The organism is Nonomuraea sp. JJY05, from assembly GCF_043496855.1.
In the GTDB taxonomy this organism is placed as follows: domain Bacteria; phylum Actinomycetota; class Actinomycetes; order Streptosporangiales; family Streptosporangiaceae; genus Nonomuraea.
In genome coordinates this window covers 76,530-102,152 of the sequence record NZ_JBIEIS010000038.1, presented here as the reverse complement: position 1 = coordinate 102,152, position 25,623 = coordinate 76,530, and the positions used below count along the sequence as shown (strand labels likewise).

General features: G+C 73.2%; 24 protein-coding genes. 9 read left to right on the top strand and 15 right to left on the bottom strand.

From position 1 onward, the window contains the following. Window positions 1–3 precede the first annotated feature (3 nt). Genes mtlA through ACFKCF_RS44255 form a run of 3 tightly spaced genes read right to left on the bottom strand, consistent with a single transcriptional unit; the run spans window position 4 to window position 2,908 of the window. The gene (mtlA, locus tag ACFKCF_RS44265) at window positions 4–1,161 is read right to left on the bottom strand and encodes a mannitol-specific PTS transporter subunit IIC (protein ID WP_394501371.1); all 1,158 of its coding nucleotides are present in this window, start codon (window positions 1,159–1,161) and stop codon (window positions 4–6) included. A gap of 32 nt (window positions 1,162–1,193) precedes the next feature. Next, entirely contained in the window at window positions 1,194–2,150 is a 957-nt protein-coding gene (pfkB, locus tag ACFKCF_RS44260; protein WP_394501370.1) for a 1-phosphofructokinase, read from the bottom strand. Continuing rightward, window positions 2,147–2,908, bottom strand: coding sequence for a DeoR/GlpR family DNA-binding transcription regulator (locus ACFKCF_RS44255; RefSeq protein WP_394501369.1), 762 nt, complete (start codon window positions 2,906–2,908; stop codon window positions 2,147–2,149). The genes pfkB and ACFKCF_RS44255 overlap by 4 nt, the downstream gene beginning before the upstream one ends. An 88-nt stretch (window positions 2,909–2,996) precedes the next feature. Between ACFKCF_RS44255 and ACFKCF_RS44250 the strand changes: the two genes are divergently transcribed. Both ACFKCF_RS44250 and ACFKCF_RS44245 read left to right on the top strand, forming a co-directional pair. Beyond that, the gene (locus tag ACFKCF_RS44250) at window positions 2,997–3,851 is read left to right on the top strand and encodes a hypothetical protein (RefSeq protein WP_394501368.1); all 855 of its coding nucleotides are present in this window, start codon (window positions 2,997–2,999) and stop codon (window positions 3,849–3,851) included. 8 nt (window positions 3,852–3,859) lie between these two features. Continuing rightward, window positions 3,860–4,249 (top strand): 4-oxalocrotonate tautomerase family protein, encoded by a 390-nt coding sequence (locus ACFKCF_RS44245; protein WP_394501367.1) that lies wholly within the window; start codon window positions 3,860–3,862, stop codon window positions 4,247–4,249. 1 nt (window position 4,250) lies between these two features. Here the strand turns inward: ACFKCF_RS44245 and ACFKCF_RS44240 are convergent, their stop codons facing one another. From ACFKCF_RS44240 to def, 5 genes are all read right to left on the bottom strand, one after another. Beyond that, window positions 4,251–4,598 carry an MmcQ/YjbR family DNA-binding protein gene (locus ACFKCF_RS44240; protein WP_394501366.1) on the bottom strand — a complete coding sequence of 116 codons (348 nt, stop codon included), beginning with the start codon at window positions 4,596–4,598 and terminating at the stop codon, window positions 4,251–4,253. Window positions 4,599–4,608: 10 nt separating this feature from the next. Then, window positions 4,609–5,025, bottom strand: a complete 417-nt coding sequence (locus tag ACFKCF_RS44235; RefSeq protein ID WP_394501365.1) for a CBS domain-containing protein — start codon at window positions 5,023–5,025, stop codon at window positions 4,609–4,611. 87 nt (window positions 5,026–5,112) lie between these two features. Beyond that, on the bottom strand, window positions 5,113–6,519 hold the full coding sequence (locus tag ACFKCF_RS44230) for a pyridoxal phosphate-dependent decarboxylase family protein (protein ID WP_394501364.1): 1,407 nt from the start codon (window positions 6,517–6,519) through the stop codon (window positions 5,113–5,115). Then, window positions 6,512–7,132 (bottom strand): helix-turn-helix domain-containing protein, encoded by a 621-nt coding sequence (locus tag ACFKCF_RS44225; protein WP_394501362.1) that lies wholly within the window; start codon window positions 7,130–7,132, stop codon window positions 6,512–6,514. Before ACFKCF_RS44225 ends, ACFKCF_RS44230 begins: the two co-directional genes overlap by 8 nt. Window positions 7,133–7,139: 7 nt before the next feature. Further along, complete coding sequence (def, locus tag ACFKCF_RS44220; protein ID WP_394501361.1) at window positions 7,140–7,679, bottom strand: peptide deformylase; 540 nt, start codon at window positions 7,677–7,679, stop codon at window positions 7,140–7,142. Window positions 7,680–7,823: 144 nt separating this feature from the next. Between def and ACFKCF_RS44215 the strand changes: the two genes are divergently transcribed. After that, entirely contained in the window at window positions 7,824–8,618 is a 795-nt protein-coding gene (locus ACFKCF_RS44215; RefSeq protein WP_394501360.1) for a class I SAM-dependent methyltransferase, read from the top strand. 102 nt (window positions 8,619–8,720) lie between these two features. On the opposite strand, the gene ACFKCF_RS44210 is transcribed toward ACFKCF_RS44215, so the two are convergent. Both ACFKCF_RS44210 and ACFKCF_RS44205 read right to left on the bottom strand, forming a co-directional pair. Further along, entirely contained in the window at window positions 8,721–9,236 is a 516-nt protein-coding gene (locus ACFKCF_RS44210; protein ID WP_394501359.1) for a hypothetical protein, read from the bottom strand. Window positions 9,237–9,411: 175 nt separating this feature from the next. Then, window positions 9,412–10,341, bottom strand: coding sequence for a hypothetical protein (locus ACFKCF_RS44205; protein WP_394501358.1), 930 nt, complete (start codon window positions 10,339–10,341; stop codon window positions 9,412–9,414). Between the two features lie 130 nt (window positions 10,342–10,471). Here ACFKCF_RS44205 and ACFKCF_RS44200 point away from each other — a divergent pair, with 130 nt between their 5' ends. Together ACFKCF_RS44200 and ACFKCF_RS44195 are read left to right on the top strand one after the other, a co-directional pair. Continuing rightward, window positions 10,472–11,407: a GNAT family N-acetyltransferase gene (locus tag ACFKCF_RS44200; protein ID WP_394501357.1), complete on the top strand. Its 936-nt coding sequence runs from the start codon at window positions 10,472–10,474 to the stop codon at window positions 11,405–11,407. A gap of 36 nt (window positions 11,408–11,443) precedes the next feature. Further along, window positions 11,444–12,217: an arylamine N-acetyltransferase gene (locus tag ACFKCF_RS44195; protein ID WP_394501356.1), complete on the top strand. Its 774-nt coding sequence runs from the start codon at window positions 11,444–11,446 to the stop codon at window positions 12,215–12,217. Window positions 12,218–12,310: 93 nt separating this feature from the next. On the opposite strand, the gene ACFKCF_RS44190 is transcribed toward ACFKCF_RS44195, so the two are convergent. Genes ACFKCF_RS44190 through ACFKCF_RS44180 form a run of 3 tightly spaced genes read right to left on the bottom strand, consistent with a single transcriptional unit; the run spans window position 12,311 to window position 16,340 of the window. Continuing rightward, window positions 12,311–14,959 carry an ATP-binding protein gene (locus ACFKCF_RS44190; protein ID WP_394501355.1) on the bottom strand — a complete coding sequence of 883 codons (2,649 nt, stop codon included), beginning with the start codon at window positions 14,957–14,959 and terminating at the stop codon, window positions 12,311–12,313. Next, entirely contained in the window at window positions 14,956–15,705 is a 750-nt protein-coding gene (locus tag ACFKCF_RS44185) for a DNA polymerase beta superfamily protein (protein ID WP_394501354.1), read from the bottom strand. The genes ACFKCF_RS44190 and ACFKCF_RS44185 overlap by 4 nt, the downstream gene beginning before the upstream one ends. Beyond that, on the bottom strand, window positions 15,702–16,340 hold the full coding sequence (locus ACFKCF_RS44180; RefSeq protein ID WP_394501353.1) for a DNA polymerase beta superfamily protein: 639 nt from the start codon (window positions 16,338–16,340) through the stop codon (window positions 15,702–15,704). Before ACFKCF_RS44180 ends, ACFKCF_RS44185 begins: the two co-directional genes overlap by 4 nt. 45 nt (window positions 16,341–16,385) lie before the next feature. Between ACFKCF_RS44180 and ACFKCF_RS44175 the strand changes: the two genes are divergently transcribed. Together ACFKCF_RS44175 and ACFKCF_RS44170 are read left to right on the top strand one after the other, a co-directional pair. After that, on the top strand, window positions 16,386–18,251 hold the full coding sequence (locus ACFKCF_RS44175; protein ID WP_394501352.1) for a propionyl-CoA synthetase: 1,866 nt from the start codon (window positions 16,386–16,388) through the stop codon (window positions 18,249–18,251). Between the two features lie 75 nt (window positions 18,252–18,326). Beyond that, window positions 18,327–21,152, top strand: coding sequence for an NACHT domain-containing protein (locus ACFKCF_RS44170; RefSeq protein WP_394501351.1), 2,826 nt, complete (start codon window positions 18,327–18,329; stop codon window positions 21,150–21,152). Here the strand turns inward: ACFKCF_RS44170 and ACFKCF_RS44165 are convergent, their stop codons facing one another. Both ACFKCF_RS44165 and ACFKCF_RS44160 read right to left on the bottom strand, forming a co-directional pair. After that, the gene (locus tag ACFKCF_RS44165) at window positions 21,153–22,322 is read right to left on the bottom strand and encodes a sensor histidine kinase (RefSeq protein ID WP_394501350.1); all 1,170 of its coding nucleotides are present in this window, start codon (window positions 22,320–22,322) and stop codon (window positions 21,153–21,155) included. Continuing rightward, window positions 22,319–22,975, bottom strand: a complete 657-nt coding sequence (locus ACFKCF_RS44160; RefSeq protein ID WP_394501349.1) for a response regulator transcription factor — start codon at window positions 22,973–22,975, stop codon at window positions 22,319–22,321. The genes ACFKCF_RS44165 and ACFKCF_RS44160 overlap by 4 nt, the downstream gene beginning before the upstream one ends. Before the next feature lie 153 nt (window positions 22,976–23,128). On the opposite strand from ACFKCF_RS44160, the gene ACFKCF_RS44155 reads away from it, so the two are divergent. Together ACFKCF_RS44155 and ACFKCF_RS44150 are read left to right on the top strand one after the other, a co-directional pair. Beyond that, window positions 23,129–24,544 carry a hypothetical protein gene (locus ACFKCF_RS44155; protein WP_394501348.1) on the top strand — a complete coding sequence of 472 codons (1,416 nt, stop codon included), beginning with the start codon at window positions 23,129–23,131 and terminating at the stop codon, window positions 24,542–24,544. Between the two features lie 187 nt (window positions 24,545–24,731). Further along, window positions 24,732–25,619 (top strand): hypothetical protein, encoded by an 888-nt coding sequence (locus ACFKCF_RS44150; RefSeq protein ID WP_394501347.1) that lies wholly within the window; start codon window positions 24,732–24,734, stop codon window positions 25,617–25,619. Window positions 25,620–25,623 lie beyond the last annotated feature (4 nt).

Genomic DNA, 25,623 nt, shown 5'->3' with positions numbered 1-25,623 from the left:
GGCTCAGGCCTCCCTGTTTGCGGGTTCGGTGGCGGGTGCGGCGGTCCGTTCGGCGGTGGGTGTGGCGGCGGGTTCGGTGGCGGCTTCCTGCGAGCCCTCCGGCTCGCCCTTCCTCTCGCCCCTGCCGAAGCCGAGCAGGATCGCGGCGACGGCGAACGAGACGCCCGTGGCCACGAGGATCCCCAGGCTGGAGCCGAGCCAGCCGCCCTTCGGCGTGACCGCGATGTAGGCGAAGATGCTGCCCGGCGACGGCGTGGCGACCAGGCCCGCCCCGGTGACCATGAACGTGAACACGCCGGCCGCGCCGCCCGCGATGACCGCGAGGATGAGGCGGGGCTTCATGAGCACGTACGGGAAGTAGATCTCGTGGATGCCGCCGAAGAAGTGGATGATCATGGCGGCGGGCGTGCTCGGGCGCAGCTCGCGCGGGCCGAACAGCAGGTACGCCAGCAGCAGCCCCAGGCCGGGCCCCGGGTTCGACTCCAGCATGAACAGGATCGACTTGCCCGTCTCCGCCGCCTGGGCGACGCCGAGCGGGCCGAGCACGCCGTGGTTGATGGCGTTGTTCAGGAACAGGACCTTGGCGGGCTCGATCAGGACGGAGGCGACGGGGAGCAGGTTGTGGCCGATGAGCCAGCTCACCGCGTTGCCCGCGGCCGTGGTGACCGTCTGGACGATCGGGCCGATGCCGAACATCCCGACCACGGCCATCGCGCCGCCCACGATGCCGGCGGAGAAGTTGTCCACGAGCATCTCGAAGCCGGCCTTGGTCCGCTGCTCCGTGAACTTGTCCACATATTTCAGGATCAAGGCGGTGAGCGGGCCGATGATCATGGCGCCGAGGAACATCGGAGAGTCCGTGCCCACCACGACGCCCATCACCGCCACCGCGCCCACGACCGCGCCGCGCTGCCCGTGGACCATCCGGCCGCCGGTGTAGGCGATGAGGATCGGCAGCAGGGTCGAGATGATCGGGCCGACCATCTTGGCGAGCGTCTCGTTGGGCAGCCAGCCGGTCGGGATGAACAGCGCGGTGATCAGGCCCCAGGCGATGAACGCGCCGATGTTCGGCATGATCATGCCGGCCAGATGGCCGCCGATGCGCTGGATGGTGGCCTTGACACCGGTTCCGGTGACCGGGGGAGTGTAACTGTCGGCCATGGACTTGCTCCTTCGGGGGGATGAGCAGTTGATCAGCCGCTGTGCGGGACAAGGGGGGAGACGAGGGGGCGGGACGGGTCGGGCGGGTGGACCGCGACGACGACGGGGTCGATGTCGGCGGGGCCGGGCATGCGGCTGCCGGGCAGGCCGACCGCCGCGGCGCCCCAGGCCAGCGCCCGCGCCAGCGCGTCGGGGCCGCGCCCGCCGCCGGCCAGGAAACCGGCCAGCATGGCGTCGCCGGCGCCGACGGAGCTGCGCGGCTCGGTGACGGCGGCCTCGCCGTACCAGACGCCCTGCTCCTCGACGAGCACCGCGCCGTCGGCGCCCAGGCTGGCCAGCACGGTACGCGCGCCCGCGGCCCGCAGCTTGCCCGCGGCCTCGACCACGTCGCCCAGGCAGCGGATGAGCATGCCGGTGGCGGCGGACAGCTCCTCGAGGTTCGGCTTGACCAGCGCGGGGGCGGCGCCGAGCGCGCAGGCGAGCGCGGGGCCGCTGGTGTCGACGGCCACGTGGATGCCCGCCCCGGCGAACCTGCGGCACAGCCGGGCGTAGACGTCGGCCGGCACCTCGGGCGGCAGGCTGCCGGAGGCGACCACCCAGTCGGCCTCGTGGGCGGCGTCGAGCACGGCGTCGGCGATCGTGTCCAGCTCGCCGGCCGACAGTGCCGTGCCGGGCTCGTTGATCTTGGTGATGGTGCCGTCGGGCTCGGCCAGGGTGACGTTCGACCTGGTGGGGCCGGCCACCGGGACGGTGACCATGTCGAGCCCCTCGGCCGCGAGGAGCCGTACGAGCTGCCTGCCCTCGTCGCCGCCGAACGGCACCACCGCCCGGCTCGCCACGGCGTTGGCCAGCAGCGCGCGCGAGACGTTCACGCCCTTGCCGCCCGGGTCGAGGTGGGCGGCGGCGGCGCGGATGACGGCGCCCCGGTCGAGCGCGGCGATCTCGATGGTGCGGTCGAGGCTGGGGTTCAGGGTCAGGGTCAGGATCACGCCCGGATCACCTCCGGGCCCGCCGCCGCCAGGTCGGCGGCGAGGGCGACGTCCAGCCCGGTGTCGGTGATGAGCACGTCGATCTCGTCCAGCCCGGCGAACCTGGCCAGGTACGTGTTGGTGAACTTCGTGTGGTCGGCCAGCAGCACGCTGCGCTGGGCGGCCTGGACCATGGCCCGCTTGATCGCCGCCTCCGCCGGGTCGGGCGTGGTCAGGCCCCTGGTGAGCGAGCAGCCGTTGGCCGCCATGAAGGCCACGTCCACGTTGAGGTCGGCCAGCGGGCGCAGCGCCCAGTCGTCGACCGTGGCGAGCGTCTTGCCGCGCACCCGGCCGCCCAGCATGATCACGTGCAGGTTGGCGCGGGCGGCCAGGGCGGTGGCCAGCGGCGGCGAGTTCACCACGACGGTGAGCTCGCGGTCGGCGGGCAGCACCTGGACCAGCCGGCCCGTCGTGGTGCCCGCGTCGATGATCACGGAACCGTCCTCGGGCAGCTCGGCCAGCGCGGCCTTGGCGATGCGCTCCTTCTCGGCCGTCATCACCTCGTCGCGGGCGGCCAGCGCGGGCTCGAACCCGAGGCGCTCGACGGGGATCGCGCCCCCGTGCACCCGGCGCAGCACGCCCGCCCGCTCCAGCGACGTCAGGTCGCGGCGGATCGTCTCGGTGGTCACGTCGAGCTCGGCGGCCAGCGTCACCACGTCGACGCGGCCCGCGGCGCGCGCCCTCCGCAGGATCTCCTGCTGCCGCTCCTCGGCGTACATGATGTTGGTTCACCGCCGTTTCGGGTTGGTTTCATCTTTGTTTATACCCGCTTTGTTGGCCGGGTCAAGGCTTGGTAGGTATAGGCGAATGCGAAGCAAGCCCCTGGCCGCCGCGGTCGCGGCCCTCCCCCTTGTCGTCGGGCTCGCCACGCCCGCCCAGGCCGCCCCGCGGGTGCCCGCGGGCACGACGGCGTCGTGGCTGGTGTTCGACCGGCAGGCGGGCAAGTTCGTGGCCACGCGCAACGCGCACCGGAAGTTCCGCTCGGCCTCGGTCGTCAAGATCCTCATCGCGATCGACTACCTGGAGCGGCGCAAGAGCGTGCCGGCCGCCGACGCCCGGCTGCTGAAGGTCATGCTGCGCTCCAGCGACGACGACGCGGCCTCGGCGTTCTGGGACCGCTCCGGCAAGGGGCAGATCATCGTGCGGATGGCGCGCAAGCTCGGCCTGTCCGACACCGCGCCGCCGCCCGCCTCCAAGCCCGGCTTCTGGGGCTACACCTCGCTGAGCGCGTACGACATCGTGCGCACCTACCGCTACCTGCTCGACAGGGCCGAGCCCAGGGTCCGCGACACGATCCTGGGGCACCTGCGGCAGTCCACGCCGTGCGGCACCGACGGCTTCGACCAGACGTTCGGCATCCCCGGCGCGGTGCCCCGGCCGTGGGCGGTCAAGCAGGGCTGGTCCGGGTTCGGCAACACGCCGCCCACGCGGTGCTCCGGCGCCAGGGCGGTCGGGGCGCCCATCTCGTGGATCGCCCAGCGCGCCACCGGCTCGGGCGTGCCCGACTACGGCCGCCCCGTGCTGCACACGACGGGGCTGGTCGGCAAGAACGAGCGGTACGTCATGGCGGTGCTGACGGCGCACCCCGCGGGCGGCACCTGGGCCTCCTCGGTCACCCGCGTCACCAAGCTGACGGGCGAGCTGTACCGCGGCCTCTCCTGATGGCGGGCATGCCGCACGCGACCGGAGGCCGGCGCATCGCCTGGGACGAGGTGCCGGCCGAGGGGCGGACGGCGACCGAGAAGCTGCTCGGAAGCAAGGTGGTCAGCGCGACCAGCCGGCCGAGTTTGCCCCGTTGGGGCGGGGGCAGGTCGGCGTCCATAGGGGGAACCATGCCACTGATCAACGTGAAGGTCATCGAGGGCGTGTTCAGCGACGCCCAGAAGGCCGAGATGGTGGAGAAGCTGACCGACGCGATGGTCGCCATCGAGGGCGAGAACCTGCGCCCGCTGACCCTGGTCATCGTGGAGGAGGTCAAGAGCGGCGACTGGGGCGTCGGCGGGAAGCCGGTGACGACCGCGGAGGTGAGGGCGCTGGCCGCCGGCCTGCGACCCCGATGACCTAGCGGGCCTGGGCCTGCTGTTCCAGGCGCACCTTCTTCGGCACGCACATCCGCCACGCCTCCAGGACCAGCTCCCGCATCTCGGCCGGATCGAGAGCGTCCATGCGCGCCACCACCCAGTTGAAGCGCAGGTCGGACTCCCGCGGCATGAGGAACTTGTCCGGCTCGGCCGCCACCAGCGCGGCGCGCTCCTCCTTCGGGAAGCCGAAGCCCATCAGCGTCTCGTCGCGCGAGAACGCCACATAGACGATCTTGCCTACGCGGAACTTGACCCGGTCCCGGATGAGGTGCTCCGACGAGCGGGGGAGCGTGCGGGCGAACTGCCGTACATCGTCGACTGTGACCACGCGGCAAACGTTACTGGTTGCCCTCCGCGGCCGAAATGTCGGCGAGGGCCGAGTGCGGGTCGCGCTCCAGGGCCAGGTCGCCGAGACTGACGATGCCGACCGCGCGGCCGTCCTCCAGCACCGGCAGGCGGCGGACGGCGTGCGAGCGCATGATCCGCACCGCCTGGTCGATGGTGGTGTCGGGATCGATGGCCTCGACGTACGGGCTGCACGCCTCGCGTACCGGCGTCTGGGGGGACTTCTCGGCCGCGACGACGCGCACGGCGATGTCGCGGTCGGTGATGATGCCCTGGATCCGCCCGTTCTCGTTGACGATCACGGCGCCCGTGTCGTGGTCGCGCATCAGCGCGGCCGCGACGCACACCGGCTGGTCGGCCTCGACCGCCGCCGGGTGGGACGTCATGACCTCTGCCACGGTGTCGGCCATGGGAAGCCTCCTGCCTGATCGGTCCGGCCGACCCCCTACCCGGGCGGATGCGTGGCTCACCCGCCTTTGCCGGGTCTCTGCGTTCGGCTAGAGCGTCTTGGCCGCCAGGCGGATCTCTTCCAGCAGGACGGCCAGGTCCCGCTCGGTGGTGTCCGGGTGCAGGAAGCAGGCGCGCAGCGCGTCGCGGCCGCCCAGCCGGGTGCCGGTGATGAACGCGTTCCCGCGCGCCTGCACCGCGCCCGGGATCGCCCGGTTGAGCGCGTCCAGCCCGTCCGGGTAGGGCCGGTGGCGGAACGCGGTGATCGAGGTGGTGACCGGCGCCAGCAGCTCGAAGTCGGCGGCCTCCTCGACCATGGCGGCGAGCGTGCGGGCCAGCCCGGTCGTGTGGTTCACCAGGCGCTCGACGCCGGAGCGGCCCAGGTGCGACAGCGTGGCCCAGGTCTTCAGCGCGCGGAACGGGCGGGTCTGCTCGGGCCCGTACTCGGAGAACCACCCCAGATCGCCGGCGTTGTCGTCGATCAGGTACGACGGCACCAGGCTGAAGGCGGCCCGCGCCGCCCCCGGCTCGCGCAGCAGGGCGCAGCCGCAGCCCACCGGGACGCCGAGCCACTTGTGCGGGTCGAGGGCCAGCGAGTCGGCCCGCTCCAGGCCCGCGTAGTGCGACGCGGCGCCGTCGGCCAGGACGCCGAGCGCGCCGTACGCGCCGTCCACGTGGAACCAGAGCCCGTGCTCGGCGGCCACGTCGGCGATCTCGTCGAGCGGGTCGACCGCGCCGGAGTTGACGGTGCCCGCGCTGCCCGCCACGCAGAACGGCCGCAGGCCCTTCCCCAGGTCCTCCTCGACCATGGTACGGAGCGCGTCCACGTCCATGCGGTACGCGCCGTCCACCGGGACCACGCGGACCTGCCGCGATCCGAGGCCGAGGAGCTGGGCGGCCTTGTGCAGGCAGCTGTGGCCCTCCTCGGTGACGTACATGACCATGGGCGGCCGCCCGGACAGGCCCTCCTCGCGGGCGTCCCAGCCGTCGGCGAGCGCGGCCCGCTGGCGGGCGGTGGCCAGGCAGATCACGGTGGCCACGGAGGCGCCGCTGGTCAGCAGCCCGCCACCCGGCGGGTGCGGGAACCCGACCAGCTCGGCCAGCCACCGCACCACCGCGCGCTCCAGATGGGGGCCGGCGTGGTCGCCGCCGGCGCAGCTCGGGTTGAGGGCGGCGGCCAGCGGCTCGACGAGCACGCCCGCGGGGTTGGGCGGGGAGTTCACCCAGCCGAAGAAGCGGGGGTGGCCGTTGCCCATGGGATACGGCAGCACATGCGCACGGGCGTCTTCGAGCAGCTCGGCGAGGGGTCGCCCGCGCTCGGGCAGCTCCTGGCCACTCAGCCAGACGCGCTCGGCCTCCGGCACCGGCTGCCACACGGGTCGCTCGGCGAGGCCCGACAGGTGCTCGGCGGCGATCGCCGCCGCCGCGGCCACGTCGGTGGGACGGAGGTCAGCCATCGGAGGGCTCCTTCCAGGGTTCGTGCTGTCCGGCGCCGCCCAGCTCCATGGCCAGGTAGTAGACGCAGTCGTCGGCTCCGTCGTTGGCGAAGGCGTGGCGGCAGTCGCCCGGGTAGTAGGCCGAGTCGCCGGCCGCCAGCTCGTACGGCCTGCCGTTGATCGTCAGCCGCAGGCTGCCGCGCTCGACCGCGAGGTACTCCCGCGACCCCGGCGCGTGCGGCGCGAACTCGCCCGCGTCCACGCCGGGCCCGAGGGTCGTCCGCATGAACTCGAACTCCACGTCCCCCAGCACCGGCGACAACACGCGGCGCTCCCAGCCGGACGGGTCGCGCAGGACCCGCTGCTCGGCGTGGCGCAGCACGCGCATCGCCGAGTGCGCCGGCTCGTCGAGCAGCCGGGCGATCGACGTGCCGAGCGCCGTGGCCAGCCGGTCGAGCACCAGCACCGTCGGGGTCTTGGTGCCCCGCTCGACCTCCGAGACCATGCTGCGGCTGATGCCGCCCAGCGCGGCCAGCCGTTCGACGGTCAGCCCGCGCGCCCGCCGCTCCGTGCGGATCCGCAGCCCGAGCTCGGCCATCGACAGGCCGCTCGACAGGACCCCTTCGCCTTCCATTCCTCCACTATAGCGATGCTTTGTCTGCGATAGTGGAGCGGGCCTCCTCATAGGAGGCCAGCACCCGCTTGCGGCGTTTGGCGGGAAGGCGGTCGATGTACAGGTAGCCGTCGAGGTGGTCGGTCTCGTGCTGGAGGCAGCGGGCCAGCAGCCCCGTCCCCTCGACCGTGACGGGCTCCCCGGCGGCGTCGAACCCGTGCACGGTGGCGTGGTCGGGGCGGGGGAGCGGCGCGTACTGGCCGGGCACCGACAGGCAGCCCTCGTCACCCGCGTCGAGGTGGCGCTCGCCCACCCCGGGGAGCTCCAGGGTGGGGTTGACCACGACGCCCTTGTGGTGCTCGCCGTCGGCGTCCGGGCAGTCGTAGACGAACACGCGCAGGGCCACGCCGATCTGGTTGGCGGCCAGGCCCACGCCCTCCGCCGCGTACATGCTCGCGAACATGTCCTCCACCAGCGCCGCCAGCGCGTCGTCGAACCGGGTGACCGGCTCGCACGGGTGATGCAGCACCGGATCTCCGACGTGCACGATCGGCCGGACCTCTCCCACGACCAACGCCTCTCTCCGAAATTGCGAACGTTGCGCAACAGAGTTTACGGTCTCTCGATGTCTCAATATTCAAGACATTTCTTCTTGAATCGTGAGACAACGGCTAGAGTGATCGGCGTCGGAGCGAAACGAAGGAGTTTGCCGATGGACGCCGTCTACACGCATGGCCACCATGAGTCCGTGCTGCGCTCGCACCGCTGGCGCACCGCCCAGAACTCGGCCGCGTACCTGCTGCCCCACCTCAAGCCGCACATGAAGGTGCTGGACGTGGGCAGCGGCCCCGGCACGATCGCCGCCGACCTGGCGGGCCTGGTCGGCCACCTGACGGCGTCGGAGGTGAGCGAGCAGACGCTCGAGCTGTCCAGGGCCGAGATCGCCGCCAGAGGGCTGGACAACGTCGACTTCGCCGTCGCGGATGTGCACGACCTGGACTTCCCCGACGACACGTTCTGCGTGGTCCACGCGCACCAGGTGCTGCAGCACGTCGGCGACCCGGTGCGGGCGCTGCGGGAGATGCGCCGGGTGACCAAGCCGACGGGGTACGTGGCGGCGCGCGACAGCGACTACGCGGCCTTCGCCTGGTATCCGCTGCTGCCGGAGCTGGAGGAGTGGATGACGCTGTACCAGAAGCTCGCGCGGGCCAACGGCGGCGAGCCGGACGCGGGGCGGCGGCTGCTGTCCTGGGCCAGGGCGGCGGGCTTCACCGACGTCACCGCCACCTCCTCGACGTGGTGTTTCGCCACGCCGGAGGACCGGGCCTGGTGGGGCGGGATGTGGGCGGACCGGATCCTGCGCTCCGCCATGGCCGAGCAGGCGCTGTCGACCGGCGCCGCCACGGAGGCCGACCTGCGGTGGATCTCGCAGGGGTGGCTGAAGTGGGCCGAGGCCGAGGACGGCTGGCTGTCCATCGCCCACGGCGAGATCGTCTGCCGCGCCTGACGGCACCCGCCGCCGCGGGTCAACGGGCGCGCGTCAACGGGTGCGGTCGCGTCAACGGGTGCGGTCGCGTCCCCGGACGCGCGTCTCCGGCACGTGCGGGGGTCAGAGGCCCAGGGTGCGGGCCCGCTGCCACTGGGGGTCGCGGTAGAGGACCATGTCCGAGCCGATCATCTCGTCCGGCGCCGACAGCATGGTGATCTCGCCCGCGGCCTGCATCTCCAGCAGCAGGTCGCGCACCCGCGGGCCGACCGGCAGCCGTCCGGCGGGCAGCCCCATCCCGGCCCGCACCGCGTCGGCGGCCTCCGACAGGTGGAACGGCCCGTCGAAGTTCGCCACGATCCCGCGTACGACGGCGAGCGTGATGCGGTGCTCGGCCTCGGCGTAGGCGAGCTGCCAGATGACCTGCTCCTTGCGGCCCCCGGTGGCCGCGCACGCGCTGCAGCCGTGCGTCAGCCCGGGCGCCATTTCCTCCTGACCGGATCCGAGGCAGACCGAGCACAGGCCGTTCTCGGCGGCGTGCAACTCGGCCGTCATCCGCCCGGCGAGCACGGCGCCGCACTCGCAGGCGAACGCCTCACCCAGGATGCCGGTCTGCGGGAAGATCGCATGCGTCGTCACCGGGCCGACTCTACCGCCGCCCGCCGCAGTCCCGGGCACCCGGCGCCCCGGGCCGTCCTCGGGTCCACCGGCCTCGCCCACCGGCCTCGCCCACCGGCCACGAGCGCCGGCCACGCGCCGCCGCTGGTCAGCCGCGCAGAACCGCGAGCCCGTGCAGCCGTCGCGCCGCCGCTGGTCAGTCGCGCAGGTCCGCGAGCCCGTGCAGCCGTCGCAGGGCCTTGCGGGCCGCGGCGGCGACGCGCTCGTCGGGGTGGTGGTCGATGAGCGCCCGCAGTACCTGCCCCGTCCACGGATGGTCCCCGAACGCCAGGATCGCGATCGTCCCCGCCTGCTCCTCCGCGTCCATCCCCATGGCGATCGACTCGATCACCTCGCCCGCCTCGCCCCCGAACTCCAGCAGGGCCGCCGCCATGTCCACGAACACCCAGGCGATCTCCTCCGGGGCGGTCGGGCGGTCCTCGCGCTCCGTCCTGGTGGCGATCACCGCCCCGAGCCCGGGCTCCTCCAGCAGCCCGGCCAGCGCCCGCTTCCCGTCCTCGCCGAAGTCCGACGACAGCAGTTCCACGCCGACCGCCCGGCTGAGCGGGCTCACCGTGGCCAGCGCCGAGGCGATCTCGGCCGCCGCCGCGTCCGTGTCCCGGCCCTTGAGCCACCCGGCGAGTTCCTCGCCGCGTTCCGTCTCCGGGTAGGAGCGCAGGCCGTGCAGCAGCGTCGCGGCGTCGGCGTCCACGAGCGACCCGATGACCGGCACCTCCTGCCCGGTGGTCTCCGCGATGACCAGCCGCGCCGCCCACAGGCCGAGCCAGCTCAGCGTGTACGGCTCCGCCTGGCGTACCAGGCCCAGCCCGGTCAGCTCCTCGGGCACCTTGCCCGGATGCGGCTCGCGCGACAGGAACATCCTGATGAGCTCCAGCAGCAGCCCCTCGTCGGCGGCCAGCCGTTCGCGGCAGTGGTCCGCCCAGAAGGCCAGCACCTCCGCGTCGGAGCCCTCCGGCTTCAGCTCCCCGGCCTGGGGAGCGGCACGGACGGCCGCCGCGAGGGTGGCCTCCTCGGGCAGCCGGATCGGGGGCTGCAGGGGCAGGGCGTCGTCGTCGTAGGACCTCACGAGCCCATCCTGTCGCGATATTTCCGCTACAGTGCCCTCTGACGCCGAAAAGTCGGAAGAAAGGAGGCGATGAGATGCTCGGCACTACTTTGGGCGCTCACTGCGCCCGCTTCTACTTCTCGGAGGAAATGTGTTGTTCCGTACCGCGGTCGAGGATGATCTAGACCGCCTGCTCGGCTGCGTCGTCGACGAGTCCATCAGCTGGGCGCATCCGGAACGCCTGCTCTCGTTCCTGGAGAGCGGCAACTATCGATACGACCGCATCTGGCTCGCCGTCGCCGACGACGGCGAGATCCTGGCCCGCGCCGTCTGGTGGGGCTTCCCCGACGGGGACAAACCACTCGCGCTCGACTGCGTCTACGTCCATCCGTCGGTGGACGATCGCGTGGGGCTCGCCGCCGAGCTGTTGCGCCGCGCCCACGACGCGTACGGGCAGGCGATCGAGTACCACGTGTTCGTCACCAACGGCTGGCGCGACCACCCGAAGGCCGCGGCGGCCATCGCCTGGCGCTGGGAGGCGGCCGGCCGTGCCGGGCTGACCGAGGAGCTGGAACGGCTCCGCTACGAATGGACGGCCGGTCCCGTCCCCGAGCCGTCCGACCGGCTCGTCTTCCGCGGTGAGGACGACGACGAGGTGTTCGTGGAGGCGTTCCGCCGGGTGGCCGTCGGGACGCTCGACTTCCACACCCGGCAGGCCCTGGTCACGATGGACCCCCTGGAGCAGGCGCGCGAGGACGTCCGGGACAACCGGTCCATGCCGGGCGACCGGTCGTGGTGGCGGCTGGCCTACGACAAGAGCGGGGACCTCGTCGGGGTCGCCCTCCCGTCGGCCAACAACGGCGGACCCGTGGTCGGCTACCTCGGCGTGGTGCCCGAGCACCGGGGCCACGGGTACGTGGACGACCTGCTCGGCGAGATCACCCGCGTCCACGCCGAGCACGGCGTCCAGCGGATCCAGGCGGACACCGACTCCGGCAACGTGCCGATGGCCAGGGCGTTCGAACGCGCCGGGTACCACAACTTCGCCATCAGGCTCGTCCTGTCGGCGAATCCCGTGAACGCGTGATGCGGGCGGGCCGTCGCGTACGAGATCGTCGATCCCATGACAGGGGACATCGACAAGCTCGATCTCGAGGCGTACCTCGCCCGGATCGGACACGACGGCCCGCTCGCGCCGACCTATGAGACGCTGCGCGCGCTGCACCTGGCGCACGTGCGCTCCATCCCTTTCGAGAACCTCGACGTGGTCCTCGGCCGGGGTGTCGCCCTCGACGTGGGCAGCCTGCAGGACAAACTCGTCACGGGCGGGCGCGGCGGCTACTGCCACGAGCAGAACCTGCTGTTCGCCGCCGCGCTCGAACGCCTCGGCTTCGCCCTGACCCGACACCTGGCCAGGATCCGGCTGGGCCGGCACCACCTACCGCGCTCGCACGCCACGCTCACCGTCGAGGCCGACGGCCGCACGTGGCTGGCCGACGTGGGCTTCGGCGGGGAGGGGCTGGTGGTGCCGATCGCCTTCGAGGACGGGGCGACGGTCCGCTCCGGCCCGTGGGAGTGGCGGCTGGGTCGGGACGGCGACTTCTGGGTGCTGCACGCGGGCCCGACCGAGCTGTACGCGTTACGCCCGGACGAGCCGCACTATCCCAGCGACTTCGAGGTCGCCAACTTCTACGTCGCCAACAGCCCCCGCTCGCCGTTCGTCCATCACGTGATGGCCCAGCGCACCACGGCCGACGCCCGCGTCCGCGCCGAGGACCTGGCGGCGAGCACGGCCGCGGAACTGGCCGAGGCGCTGCGCGAGCGCATAGGGATCGAGATCACCGAGGAGGACGCACAGGAGCTGCTCCCCCGGCTGCGGGCCGACCTCCCGGGCTGACCTCCCGGGCTGACCTCCCGGGCTGACCTCCCGGGCTGACCTCCCGGGCTGACCTCCCGGGCTGACCTCCCGGGCTGACCTCCCGGGCTGACCTCATCGGCCGGGCTCGTGCGCCAGCACCTGCCTGGTCAGCTCCACCCGGCTGTTGACCCCCAGCTTGGCGAACGCGTGGCGGAGGTGGCTGTCGACCGTGTGCGGCGACAGGAACAGGGCGGCCGCCGCCTCCCGGTTCGTCATGCCCCGGGCGACGAGCCGTACGACGCGCAGCTCGGAGGCCGTCAGCGCCGCCCACCCCCGCCCTGCCGCGCCCCGCCGCACCTTCCCCGTGGCGGCGCCGCACGCCCGGTAGACCTCGAGAGCGTCCTCCCGGCGCCCCGCCTCCTCCAGGGCCGCCGCCAGCCCGAGCGGCCGCGGGGCGTCGCGGTACAGCTCGATGGCCTCCTCCAGCCTGCCCTCGGCGTGCGCGAGCCCGGCCGCCAGGGACGTGACGCCGGGGTTGCGGCGTGCGAGGTCCCGCGCGCACGCGAGCACCCGCGGATCGCCGCGCCACCGCGCCGCCGTCCACGGCTCCTGCACGATCAGATACGCCAGCGCCCCGCCATAGGACGGGCCTGCGGGCGAGCCTCCAGGCGGCGCGGCCTGGCCCGTCGCCTCGTCGAGGAGCTCGCGCCGCCACCGCAGCTCCTCGAACACCAGGCCGGGCCCCTCCCCGGCCAGCTCGCGGCCCCTGTCCAGGTGTACCCGCGCCGCCTCCGTCTCCTCCCGGAGAAGCGCCACGTGGCCGAGCACGCCGAGCAGCGCCGGGGCCAGCGCCATCGCCGAGAGCTGCCCGGCCACCCGCAGCCCCGCCTCGGCCTCGGCCGCCGCGTCGTCGAGCCGCCCCCAGGCCAGCAGCAGCCCGGCCCTGAACCGGTGCAGCAGCGGCAGCGCCCACGCCGTACCCAGCCGCCCGGCCTCCCGTTCGACCACCGCGTACAGGCCCTCGGCCTCCTCGAACCGATCCAGCGCCGCCATCGCCGCGCCCAGCCACAACCGCGGATGCCGGTGGGCCGCCTCGCCGCCCGCCGAGTCGGCCAGCTCCACCGACCGTCCGGCGTGCCGCAGCGCGCCGTCGAGGTCGCCCCGGAACAGCGCCACGGTGGATCGCGCCTCCAAGCCCACCACCTGGGCGAACACCTCGCCCTCCGCGACCGCTCCGGCCGCCGCCTCCTCCGCCGCGTCGATCTCGCCGGTCATCATCAGCGCATGGGCCCGTACGGCCAGCAGCCGCGCCCGCTCCCGGACCGGCACGCCCGGGCGGCCCAGCACCCGGCCGGTCCGCCGGATGACGCCCCGGTCGTCGCCGGCGTGCTTGAGCGCCTCGGCCAGCCCGAGCGCCACCCCCGCCTCCTCGGCCGCCGTGAGCGGGACGCCGAGCGAGTCGGCGAGCTCCCGGGCCTCGCCCAGCCGCCCCGCCGAAGCCAGCAGCCGCACGGCCCCGGCCACCAGCCCCGCACCCTCCGCGATCTCCGGCCCGGTGTCGCGGGGGCGGGCCAGTTCGAGGGCGCGCAGCATCAGGTCGGCGGCGGCCGAAGGGGCGGTGGCCGTCATCTCCCCGGCGGCCGCCCGCAGCTCCCGGATCGCCGCCACGTCCCCACGGCGGGCGCCGTGCCTCAGGTGCTCGGCCAGCTCGGCGGGCGGCCGGCCCTCGGCCCGCAGCACGGACGCCGCCTCCCGGTGCAGCGCCGTCCTGATGGGCGCGCCGAGCCCGCCGTAGACGGCCTCGCGGATGAGGTCGTGCCGGAACGCCAGCCGATCCCCCTCACCGACGAGCGCACCCGCCCCCACGGCCTCCTCCACGCGCCCGACCAGCGCCCCCGCCGTCACCCCCAGCACCCCGGCCGCCTCGTGCACCGTGAACGGCCGCCGCAGCACGGAGGCCGCCTCCAGCAGCCGCCGGGCCTGCGCGGACAGGTCGCGCAGCCGCCTCTCGACCGCCGCCACGAACCCGGCGGGCAACTCCACCCCGCCACCCGCCGCGCCCACGATCGGGTCCGCGATGCCCGCCACGACCTCGGCCACGCCGCCGCGCACCGAGATCCGGCCCTCGGCACGCAGCCCCGTCAGCACCTCCTCCAGCAGGAACGGGTTGCCGCCGCTGCCCCGTACCAGCTCCAGCACCGACGGGCCGGGTTCGGCGCCGAGCAGGCGCGCGCTCAGCTCGGCCGCCTCCTCCGGGCCGAGCGGAGGCAGCGGCACGCGCCCGGCGCCCTCCTCGACGAGCCGGTCGACCGCCTCCTGCTCGGGGAGCGGCCGCCGTCCCAGCAGCCACACCACGGGGGACCCGGCCAGCCCCGGCACGAGCTGCCGCAGCGCCAGGCAGGTCAGCTCGTCCGCCCATTGCACGTCGTCCAGGACGATCGCCAGCGGCCGGGAGCGCGTGAAACGCTCGACCGCCTCGCCGACCCGCTCGATCAGCCGGAACCCGCCATCCCCGAACCCGGCGCCCAGCGGCCCGTCACCGGAGGCGAGCGGGCGCAGGAGGGTGGACAGAGGGGCCACCCGGTCCAGCTCGGTGGCGCGGCCGAGCGCCACCGCCGTCCCGCGTGCCCGCGCCCGCCGCGCGGCCTCCTCCAGCAGGCGGCTCTTGCCGATGCCCGCCGGCCCCTCCACCACGACGCACCCCGACCCCGCCGCCAGGACCCCGTCGACGACCCCGAGCGCGTCCTTCCTGCCCACCAGCTCCCGATCTGCCGGCGTCACGTCCGGCAGTCCCGCCCGCGCACCCGCGCCCGCACCACCAGGTCGTGCAGCGCCGCCTCCGCCGTGGCCCGCCAGGGCAGGGCGGAGGAGTCACGCGCCTCCTCCAGCGCCGCCGTCATCCGCTCCACGTCCGCCTCCAGCCCGAGCGTGGCGGGCGCGCGCACGTGCTCGGCCTCCACCTTGGCGGCGACCAGGTCCGGCAGGTACGCGGGCCCGTAGGCGTACAGGCGCGTCAGGTCGGCCTCCAGCTCGCCGGTGCGCATGAGGTGCGTCCCGGTGGCCAGCACGCGGAAGGTGTAGAGCAGTGGCTTCAGCTCCAGGCGCTTGGTGAACAGCCGCCACTGCGTCCGCGCGAACCCCAGATAGTGGTGGGCGTGGTTGCGCGTCAGGCAGCCCGGGGCCAGCGCCACCAGCTCCCCGTGCACCGGCGACGACGCCACGACCAGCGGCGACAGCAGCTGCTCCAGCACATAGCCGTTGCGCCCCAGCAGTAACCGGCAGAACTTGGCCAGGTCGTGCGTCACCAGGTCCACCTCGACGCCGTCCCGCGTCCACATCCGCTCCAGCGTCCCGGGCCCGTGCCGCAGCCCCGCCACCTCCTCCACCGGCAGCACGTGCACGCCGCGCAGGTCCACGTCCGAGTCCACCGAGGGGAACCCGTACAGGTGCGCCCCGCTCACCGTCGCGAACACCAGCGGGTACGGCTGCTCGCCGGGGATCTCGGGAAGCCACTCGGGCAGGTTCACAGGTGCTCCTTCCGCACGCCGACCAGGAACTCCTCCACCCGCTCCCGGTCCGGCCGCTCGGGCAGCACGCTGCCGGCCGCGGCCACCTCGGCGGCCAGCTCGGCCCGCCAGGCGTCCACCTCCGCCCACGGCACCTCGCCGCGCCGGATCGCCAGCAGCCGCTCCCGGTACGGCCCCACCTGGACCAGGGGCTCCCCGTGGCGGATCAGGTGCAGGCCGCTGAGCAGCAGCCGGATCATGTGCATGGCCTGCTTCCACTTGGGGGCGGCCGGGTCGATCCGGCGGAACTGCGACTCGGCGTAGCCGGCGAACGACTGCCGCGCCCGTTCGGACAGGAAAGCCGGGCGCAGCTCGCGCAGCCGGCGCCCGGCAGGCGTGATCACCTCCACGATGGGGGACCACAGGCACTCCAGCGCGGTGGGGTTCGCCTCCAGGGCGAGGACGCAGAAGCGCTCCACCTCCCACGAGAACTGCTCGGGCAGCGGCCCGTCCCGGTGCGTCGCCGGCTTCTCCAGCCGCCAGAACGCGGTCGTCGGCGCCACGAAGACGCCCCGCCGGTCGGTGTCGGAGGTCTCGGTTTCCAGCCCGTACGCCCTCGACCCCATGACGACGGTAAGGATCATGTCATCGGTCACCCGGATATCTTGCGCCATGGGGCCGTGGACTGGTCTGATCGATAAGTGGGCGGTTATGGCGAGGCTTACCGGCGCAGCATCCGGCAACCCGACGAGTTCTGGTCCGAGGCGGCACTGGGGATCTCCTGGGACGTGGCGCCGGCGACCGTGACGGCCGGCGGCCGGTGGTTCCCCGACGGTCGGCTCAACACCTGCTTCAACGCGGTCGACCGGCACGTGGCGGCCGGCCGCGGCGACCAGGCGGCGCTGATCCACGACAGCCCGGTGACCGGGGCGGCCCGCACGTTCACCTACGCCGAGCTGCTCGACCAGGTGGCCAGGACGGCCGGCATGCTGCGCGGCCTCGGCGTGACGGCGGGCGACACCGTGGTGATCTACATGCCCATGGTGCCGGAGGCCGTCGTCGCGATGCTGGCCTGCGCGCGGCTCGGGGCGGTGCACTCGGTGGTGTTCGGCGGGTTCGCGGCCAGGGAGCTGGCCGTGCGGATCGACCACGCCAGGCCCAAGGTGGTGCTCTCGGCCTCCTGCGGCGTCGAGCCGACGCGGGTGGTGGCCTACAAGCCGCTGCTGGACGCCGCGCTGGAGCAGGCCGAGCACCGGCCCGCCAGATGCGTCATCCTCCAGCGGCCGCAGGTTGTGGCCGAGCTCGAAGAGGGCCGCGACCTCGACTGGGCGCGGGCGGTGCGCGAGGCCGAACCGGCCGGGTGCGTCAGCGTGGCCGCCACCGACCCCCTCTACATCCTCTACACCTCCGGCACCACCGGCCTGCCCAAGGGCGTGGTGCGCGACAACGGCGGGCACGCGGTCGCGCTGCACTGGAGCATGTCCCACGTGTACGGCGCCGCCCCGGGCGAGGTCTACTGGGCGGCCTCCGACGTGGGCTGGGTGGTCGGGCACTCCTACATCGTCTACGGGCCGCTGCTGGCCGGCTGCACGACCGTGCTGTACGAGGGCAAACCGGTCGGCACGCCCGACCCGGGCGCGTTCTGGCGGGTGGCGTCCACGTACGGGGTGCGCACGCTGTTCACCGCGCCAACCGCGATCAGGGCCATCAAGAAAGAGGACCCATCCGGCCTTTTCGCGAAAAAGTGGGACCTGTCCGGGTTGCGGTACCTCTTCCTCGCGGGCGAACGCCTCGACCCCGACACCTACCACTGGGCCTCCGACCTGCTCGGCATCCCCGTCATCGACCACTGGTGGCAGACCGAGACCGGCTGGCCCATCGCCGCCAACTGCGTCGGCATCGAGCCGCTGCCGCTCAAGCCCGGCTCGCCCACCAAGCCCGTCCCCGGCTGGGACGTGCGCATCCTCGACCCCGACGGCAACGAGTGCCCGCCGGGCGTGGACGGCGCCGTCACCGTCAAGCTGCCGCTCCCGCCCGGCGCGCTGCCCACCCTCTACCGCGACGAGGCCCGCTTCGCCCGCTCCTACCTGGAGCGCTACCCCGGCCACTACCTCACCGGAGACGGCGGCCACGTCGACGCCGACGGCTACCTCTACGTCATGGGCCGCATCGACGACGTGATCAACGTCGCCGGGCACCGCCTGTCGACCGGCGCCATGGAGGAGGTCATCGCCTCCCACCCCGACGTGGCCGAGTGCGCGGTGATCGGCGTGGCCGACGAGCTGAAGGGCCAGCTGCCCGTCGGGTTCGTGGTGCTCAAGGCGGGCGCCGAGCGCGACCCGGCGGAGATCGAGCACGAGCTGACCGCCCTGGTCCGCGAGCGCATCGGCCCTGTCGCCGCCTTCCGCCGCGCCGTCGTGGTGGCCCGGCTGCCGAAGACGCGATCGGGCAAGATCCTGCGCGCGACCATGCGGGACATCGCCGACGGCAACCCGTACACCACGCCCTCCACGATCGAGGATCCCACGGCGCTGCCGGAGATCGAGGAGGCCGTGAAGCGAACATGACGGCCCGGTAACTTCCGCCAGAAGGCCCGGCCGTACAGCGCATGATGGGACATCCCAGTCCCCGGGAGAAGGCATATGATCGAGACCCCGAGCTACGCCGATGCCCTGAGGATCCTCGGGTGCAAGGACGCCCGGCTCGTCAAGGTGGTCGGGTTCGCCGCGGCGGCGGCGCGTACCGGCTGGGCGCTGGCCGGGGCGGGGCAGCTCGCGACGGGCCTGACCGACATGCGCAACAGCATCGTCGGCTACGGCGAGGACGTCGTGCGGCGCATGCCCGAGCTGAAGAGCGGCGTCGACCGGTTCACCCGCACCCAGCGGCTGGCCGCCGCGCACGCGGTGATCGTCGTCTCGGCCTACTTCGAGGCGCTCGGCGAGGCGAAGCTGCCGTTCACGCTCGACCAGCTCGACCGCGGCGGCAAGATCTCGCACGGCGTGCCGACCGCCGAGCGCTTCGCCCGGCTGGTGGCGAGCCTGCTGCTGGAGCGGCTGCCCACGCCCGAGCCGCACCTGCCCTACTCCGAGACCCGCCTGGCGGTGGAACGTGCCTACCAGCGCATGTCGGAGGCCATGGCCGGATTCGTGGGCGGGCTGAGGGTCTGGGACGAGCTGACGGTCGACGACCAGCTCCTGCTGCCCCGCATGCTGGCCGAGGGGCCGCCCGTCCGCGCGCTGCGCATCTACGACGAGGACTACCGGTCGCTGGCGCTCGACAGCCACGAGTTCGGGGTGCGCAGCCTCGTCTCCGAGAAGCCGCCGCCCGCCACGGCGCTGTCGCGGGTGGCCTGGCTGCTGGCCGAGCTCGCCCCGCCCCGCGTGGGCGACCGTCCCGTGATCCACCTGGCCAGGATGGCCGCCAACGCGCTCGACCAGCCCCTCCTGCACGCCGGGAAGGCGCCGGAGGACGTCTGGCTCCCGCTGCTCGGCGAGGGCTACCTCAGCCCCCGCTTCCGGGTCGCCGAGCTGACCCAGGACGCCGCGCCCGCGCAGCTGAGCTGGTGGGAGGAGCAGCGGTCGCTGCCCGACACCGAGGCGTTCCTGGTGGGCCACCTGACCTCGCTGCGCGCCACCCAGGCGCCCCTGCTCGTGCTGGGCGAGCCCGGCTCGGGCAAGACCAAGCTCACCGAGGTGCTCGCCGCGCGGCTGGCCAGGTCGGAGTTCCTGCCGATCCGGGTCGAGCTGGCCGGCGTGTCCGCGCGGGCGGGCGTCACCGAGCAGGTCGAGCAGGCCCTCGCCACGATGCTGGGGCAGGAGGTGGACTACGCCGAGCTGGTGACGGCCGCCGACGGGGCGATGCCGGTGATCCTCCTCGACGGGTTCGACGAGCTGGTGCAGGGCGGGGTCAACCGCCACGACTACCTCGAACGGGTGCAGGAGTTCCAGGCCAGGGAGGCGGAGCTGGGCCGGCCGGTGGCGGTGATCGTGACCAGCCGCACGGTGGTGGCCGACCGGATCAGGTTTCCCAAGGGGTTGCTGGGGCTGCAGCTCCAGCCGTTCGACGACGACCAGGTCCGGCAGTGGCTGAACATCTGGGGCCAGCGCAACCGCGGCCTGCTCGCCCGCCGCGACCTGAAGCCCCTGCCCGCCGAGGCGGCGCTCGTCCACGGCGAGATGGCCAGGCAGCCGCTCCTCCTGCTGCTGCTGGCCCTCTACGACGCGGGCAGCAACGCCCTCCAGCACGACCACGGCCCGCTCGGGCGCGCCCGCCTGTACGAGGTGCTGCTGCGCGACTACACCGAACGCGAGACCGGCGGCGTGCGCCGGGTGGCCATCGACCAGGAGCTGGTCCTGCTCGGCGCGGTGGCCCTGTCCATGCTGTCCCGCGGCAGGCAGGTCATCACCGACGAGGCGCTCAACCGCGACCTGCCCGCCCTCTGCCAGGGCGGCGAGGACGATCCCGGCGACGACGAGGCCCGCGTCGACTGGGCGCGCAAGGCCACCGAGCGCTTCTTCTTCGTGCGCAGGAACGGGCACGCCTTCCTGCACGCCACGTTCGGTGAGTTCCTGGTGGCCTGGCTGGCCATGTACGCGCTGCGCGACCTCGACCGGCGCCGCCGCCTGGCCGGGGACGAGCCGCTCGCGCTGGTGCAGGCCGTGGACGACGACCTGCTGTACGCGGTCACGTCCCACTCGTGCCTGGCCGAGCGCGGGCCGATCGTCGGGTTCGTCCTGGAGCTGCTGGACGAGGTGCCCTCCGCCGTACGCGAGCGTTGCGTGGAGCTGCTGGCCGGGCTGCTGCGCCGGTCGCTGCACGAGCGGCCCCGCCGCCACTTCACCGGATTCCGGCCGGTACGCCACACGATGACCCGCCGCCTGGCCGCCTACTCGGCCAACCTCACCCTGCTCATCGTCTGCGCGTCCGAGCAGCCGGTCCGCGTGTCGTCGATCCTGTCCGGGCCTGACCACCTGGAGCAGTGGTCCTCGCTCAGCCACCTGTGGAAGGGGCAGCTCGGGCAGGAGGGCTGGACCGGGCTGGTGACCGCCCTGTCGGCGCACCGCGTGTTAGAGGACGGCAAGGAGGACATCGTGCTCGGCGGCACTGAGACCGGCACCGCGACCGGCGGCATGGGCGACGTCGTCGTCGCGGTCGCCACCGGCCACACCGCCCGGCACCGGCGCCTGCTCGACCTGCTGGTCGCGGCGCTGGGGGAGGGGCGCTTCCTGCCCTATCGGGACCGCCTGGCCATCCTGGACGAGCTGGTGCGGATCGTGGCCGTCCGGTCGCCGGCCATGCACCGGGCCCTGGGCGCGATGTGGACCGAGGACGGCGCCGACCACGCGGAGCTGCGGCCGCTCCTGCGCGCCATGCTCGCCGACCCGGCCGACCGGGTGGGCACCTGGGAGCAGCTCGTCAAGGCGGGCATCCCGGAGACGGCGCTCTGGGAGATCCAGGGCCTGGACTGATCACGCGCTCTCGGAGCCGACGGGCAGCTCCACGCTGATCGTCAAACCGCCCTCGTCCCTGGGCGTGGCCGTGACCGTGCCGTCGTGCGCCTCGGTGATCACCCGTACGATCGACAGCCCCAGCCCGCTGCCCCGGTCCGAGCGCAGCCGGTCGCCGTGCAGCCGCCGGAACGGCTCGAAGATCGTCTCGATCTCGTACGACGGCACCTGCAGCCCCGAGTTGGCCACGACCAGCTCGACCCGATCGGCGCGCCGCCGCGTCGTCACCCACACCTCGCCCTTGGCGTGGTTGTGCCGGATGGCGTTCTCCACGAGGTTCTGCACCAGCCGCTCCACCAGCACCGCCTCGCCCTCAGTCGGCGCCGGGTCGAGCAGCCGGTGCATGGTCACCTCGCGCTCGGCCGCCTCGGCCGCCGCCTGGTCGAGCACGTGCTCGGCCACGTCCGCCAGGTCGAACGGCCGCCGGTCCAGCACCGCCTGCTCGCCCTCGGTCAGCGCCAGCAGGCCGTCGATCAGGCGCTCGTGGCGGGCGTTGACCAGCAGCAGCGACTCGCCGAGCCGCTTGACGTCCTCGGTCGCGTCCGGCCGCCGCACGGCCACGTCGACGAGCGTCCGGTTGATCGTGAGCGGGGTGCGCAGCTCGTGCGAGGCGTTCGCGACGAACCTGCGCTGGCCGTCGAACGAGCGCGCCAGCCGGCCGAGCATGGTGTCGTAGACGTCGGTCAGCTCCTTGATCTCGTCCTGGGGGCCGTCGTAGCCGATCCGCTCGCTCAGGTTGTGGCTCTGGGCGACCCGGCGGGCGGTGTCGGTGACGTTCCTGAGCGGGCGCAGCACCATGCCCGCCGTCCGCCAGCCGATCCCGAACGCCAGCCCGGTGCCGGCGAGCACCGCGATCCCCCCGGCGGTGCGCAGGTTGGACAGGACGCTCGTCTGGTAGGTGGCGTGCACCTGGAGGGCGAACTCTCGGGCGAGCTCATATCCGTCGCTGAAACGGTCGCTCGACAGCCAGCTCCATTGATCGTTCTGAATCACAATCGAGGCGGGGGTGAACACGTTCGCCCGGTATTGCAGGCTCGTCCGGACGACGAAGTAGGCGGCGACCAGCGCGAGGGCGGCGACCACGAAGAACACGCCCGCACTGACCAGGGCGAAGCGCAGGCGCATGCTCATGGGATGCGATACCCCGATCCGGGCACGGTCTCGATGACCTGCGGCTCGCCGAGTTTCTTGCGCAGCTTCATCATCGTGGTGCGAACCGTGTTCGTGAACGGGTCGATGTGCTCGTCCCACACCTTCTCCAGCAGCGTCTCCGCCGAGACCACCGCTCCCTGGGCCCGCAGCAGCTCGGCCAGCACGCCGAACTCCTTGCGGGCCAGCGGCACGTACCGGCCCTCCCTGAACACCTGCCGGTGCGCCCAGTCCAGCCGCACCCCGGCCCGCTCCAGCATCGGCGGATCGGCCCGCCTGGCCCGCCGCCCGAGCGCGTGCACCCGGGCCACCAGCTCCTCGAACGCGAACGGTTTGGACAGGTAGTCGTCGGCCCCCAGCGACAACCCCGCCACCCGCGAGCGCACGTCGCTCGCGGCGGTCAGCATGAGCACCCGCACCAGCCAGCCGCGCTCGACCACGGCCCGGCACACCTCGTCGCCGTGCACCTGCGGCAGGTCACGGTCGAGGATCAGCACGTCGTAGTCGTGCACGCCGAGCCGTTCGAGCGCCGCGTCCCCGTCATAGGCGACGTCGACGGCCAGCGCCTCCTCGCGTAACCCCTCGGCGATCGAGTCGGCGAGCATCCGCTCGTCCTCAGCGACCAAAACGCGCACCGTGCCCCCAAAAAGATCTTAAATGCCCGCCAGTCTGGCCTGGCAGGCATAACGCGCGCATAACCAGAATTGGTGACGTTCAGGTTATAGGTGGCGCGCTGGACTGGCCCCCCTGAAGCCGGGATCCGCCCGGCTGTCCCGGGGGAGAAGACCATGGCGCCCACGCTCGCGGGGCCACGTGACCACGGGCTGTTCGGGTGCGTGCTCGCGCTCGCCGCCGCGCTGCGCGTGCTGGTCATGCTGGGGTACGACACGGCGCGGCTCTACTGGTACGACTCGTTCACCTACCTGAACACGGCCGTGCACATGCGGCCGCAGGGCGCGTTCCACCCGGCGGGCTACTCGTGGTTCCTGTGGGCGCTGCGGCCGTTCCGGAGCGTGGAACTCGTCGCGGGGGTGCAGCACGCGATGGGGCTGGCCGTCGGGGTGATGATCTACCTGCTGCTGCGCCGCCGGTCGCTGCCCGCCTGGGGAGCGGCGTCGGCGGCGGTGCCGGTGCTGTTCGACCCGGCGTTCGTGCGCCTGGAGCACGCCGTGCTGTCGGACACGCAGGTGATCTTCCTCATCGTGGCCGCGCTGCTGGTGCTCATGTGGCGTGGGCAGGTGTCCACGCGGGCGGCGGCGGTGGCCGGGGTGCTCCTCGCGCTGGCCGGGCTGACCCGCACCGCCACCGTGCCGCTGCTCGGCCTGGCCGCCCTCTACCTCCCGCTGCGGCGGACGTCGTGGCGCGCGGTCCTCGCCCTGGTGGTGGCCGGAGCGCTGCCCCTGGCCGCCTACGCCGGCTGGTACGCCCAGCACCACGGCAGGTTCGCGCTCAGCGGCTCGGACGGCGTCGCCCTGTGGGCCCGCACCATGACCTTCGCCGACTGCTCGATCATCAAGCCGCCCGCGGACCAGGCCGCGCTCTGCCCGAACGGCACCGTCCTGGACGCCGCCTCCGAGTACGTCTGGGACCCGGGGGCCTCGCTCAACCGCCTGCCCGGCGACCGGTTCACCCACAACGACCTGGCCAGGGCGTTCGCGCTCAGGGCCATCGCCGCGCAGCCCCTGGACTACCTGCGCGAGGTCGTCCGGGACACCTCGCTCGCCTTCACCTGGGAGCCCGTCGCCCACCCGAAGCGCATGAGCCCGACCACGGCCTTCCAGCAGGGCTCCTGGCCGCTGCCGTCCGGCCGGCCCCTCGTGGACCAGGTCAGGAAGGAGTACGACCCGGACATCCGGGGCATGCGGTCCGTCGAGCCGTTCGCCTCGATCCTGGCCGCCTACCCGTACCCGTGGTTCCTGCACGGCACGCTGTTCGGCGTCCTGCTGCTGGCCGGCGGGGCCGGCGCGGTGCTGCGCCCGCGCCCGGCGCTGCTGCCGTGGTCGTTCGCGATGTTCCTGCTCGTGGCGCCGGTGGCTGCCCTGGACTTCGACCACCGCTACGTCCTGCCCGCCATCCCCGTCACCTGCGTGGCCGCCGCCCTGGCCGTGCGGCGGCTGACGCCGAGCCGCTCGGGTGGTTATCCCCATGGCTACGATCATGTTGCGCGCCCGAAGGTGACGGCGAGCGGGTCTCGCGCGTCCTAGAAGGGTGGGGTGGCCGCCGCGGTGCTGGTGGAGGCCGCCGTGACGAGCCCGTACGGTCATGGGCGCGCCCTGCGATCGCCTCCGCGGGTTCCCCCGGCTGACCTTTCCGATGCTGACACTTCGCCGGAATGTTACGTAATATCCGAACATCACGAGCGTTGGGGGCGCCAGGGTGCCAGGACAGAGCGTGGGTGTGGTCGTCGATCCCGGAGTGCCTCCGGAAGTAGCCGGACTGCTGCGTGCCAACGCCCCGCTGCTGTCCAGGGTCAGGGCCGGATGGGTGCCGCCCGCCGAGCCGGCCTCGTCCCGCCGCAAGAGCCCGTCCAGCGCCATGCTCCTGGCCGCGACCCCCGTCGTGGTCGCGATCATGGCCGTCCTGCTCGCCTCGCGGTTCGCGCCGGCCGGGTTCGTGCTGCTCGGCACGTACGTCTTCATCGTCCTCGTCAAGATCGCCTCCATGAGCGAGGTGCCCGAGGACGACCGGCCGCAGGAGCGCGCCGTCTACGAGCAGGCCCGCTGGTACGACGGCCGCTACCTGCTGGCCGAGGACTTCGACCAGGAGGCCAGGGCCGTCCTGGTCAGGGCGCAGCGGGCCATCGGGTCGGTGCTGCGCTCCCATGTCAACGCCGAAGGACTGCTCGACGTCGCCCGCAACGCCGTCATGCTGCCCACCCAGGAGTGGGAGATCGCCCGGCTGCTGGCCAAGCTGTCGGCGCTGCGCCTGGAGCACCGGGAGCTGCTGGCCAGGGGCATCGCGCCCGAGGTGGCCGCGGTGATCGAGCCGCTCGAACGGGCCCTGGTCAACAGCGAGGCCGCCGTCGTCGCCCGGGTGGAGGCGCTGGAACGTTACGCCGGCCACGTGGCCGAGGCCGAGCGCGCCTACCACGCCCGCGGCCAGATCGAGGAACTGCGCGCCCGGCTGCCGCGCTACGAGGAGCTGCTGGCGGAGTCGGGCGCGGACAAGCTGGCCGTGCCCGAGATCGAGCGCCTGGCCGAGGACGCCGACGCGCTGGAACGCACCTTACGGCGCAGCGTCCGGTCCGCCCACGAGGCGTTCCGCTATCTCGAAGGCTGACACG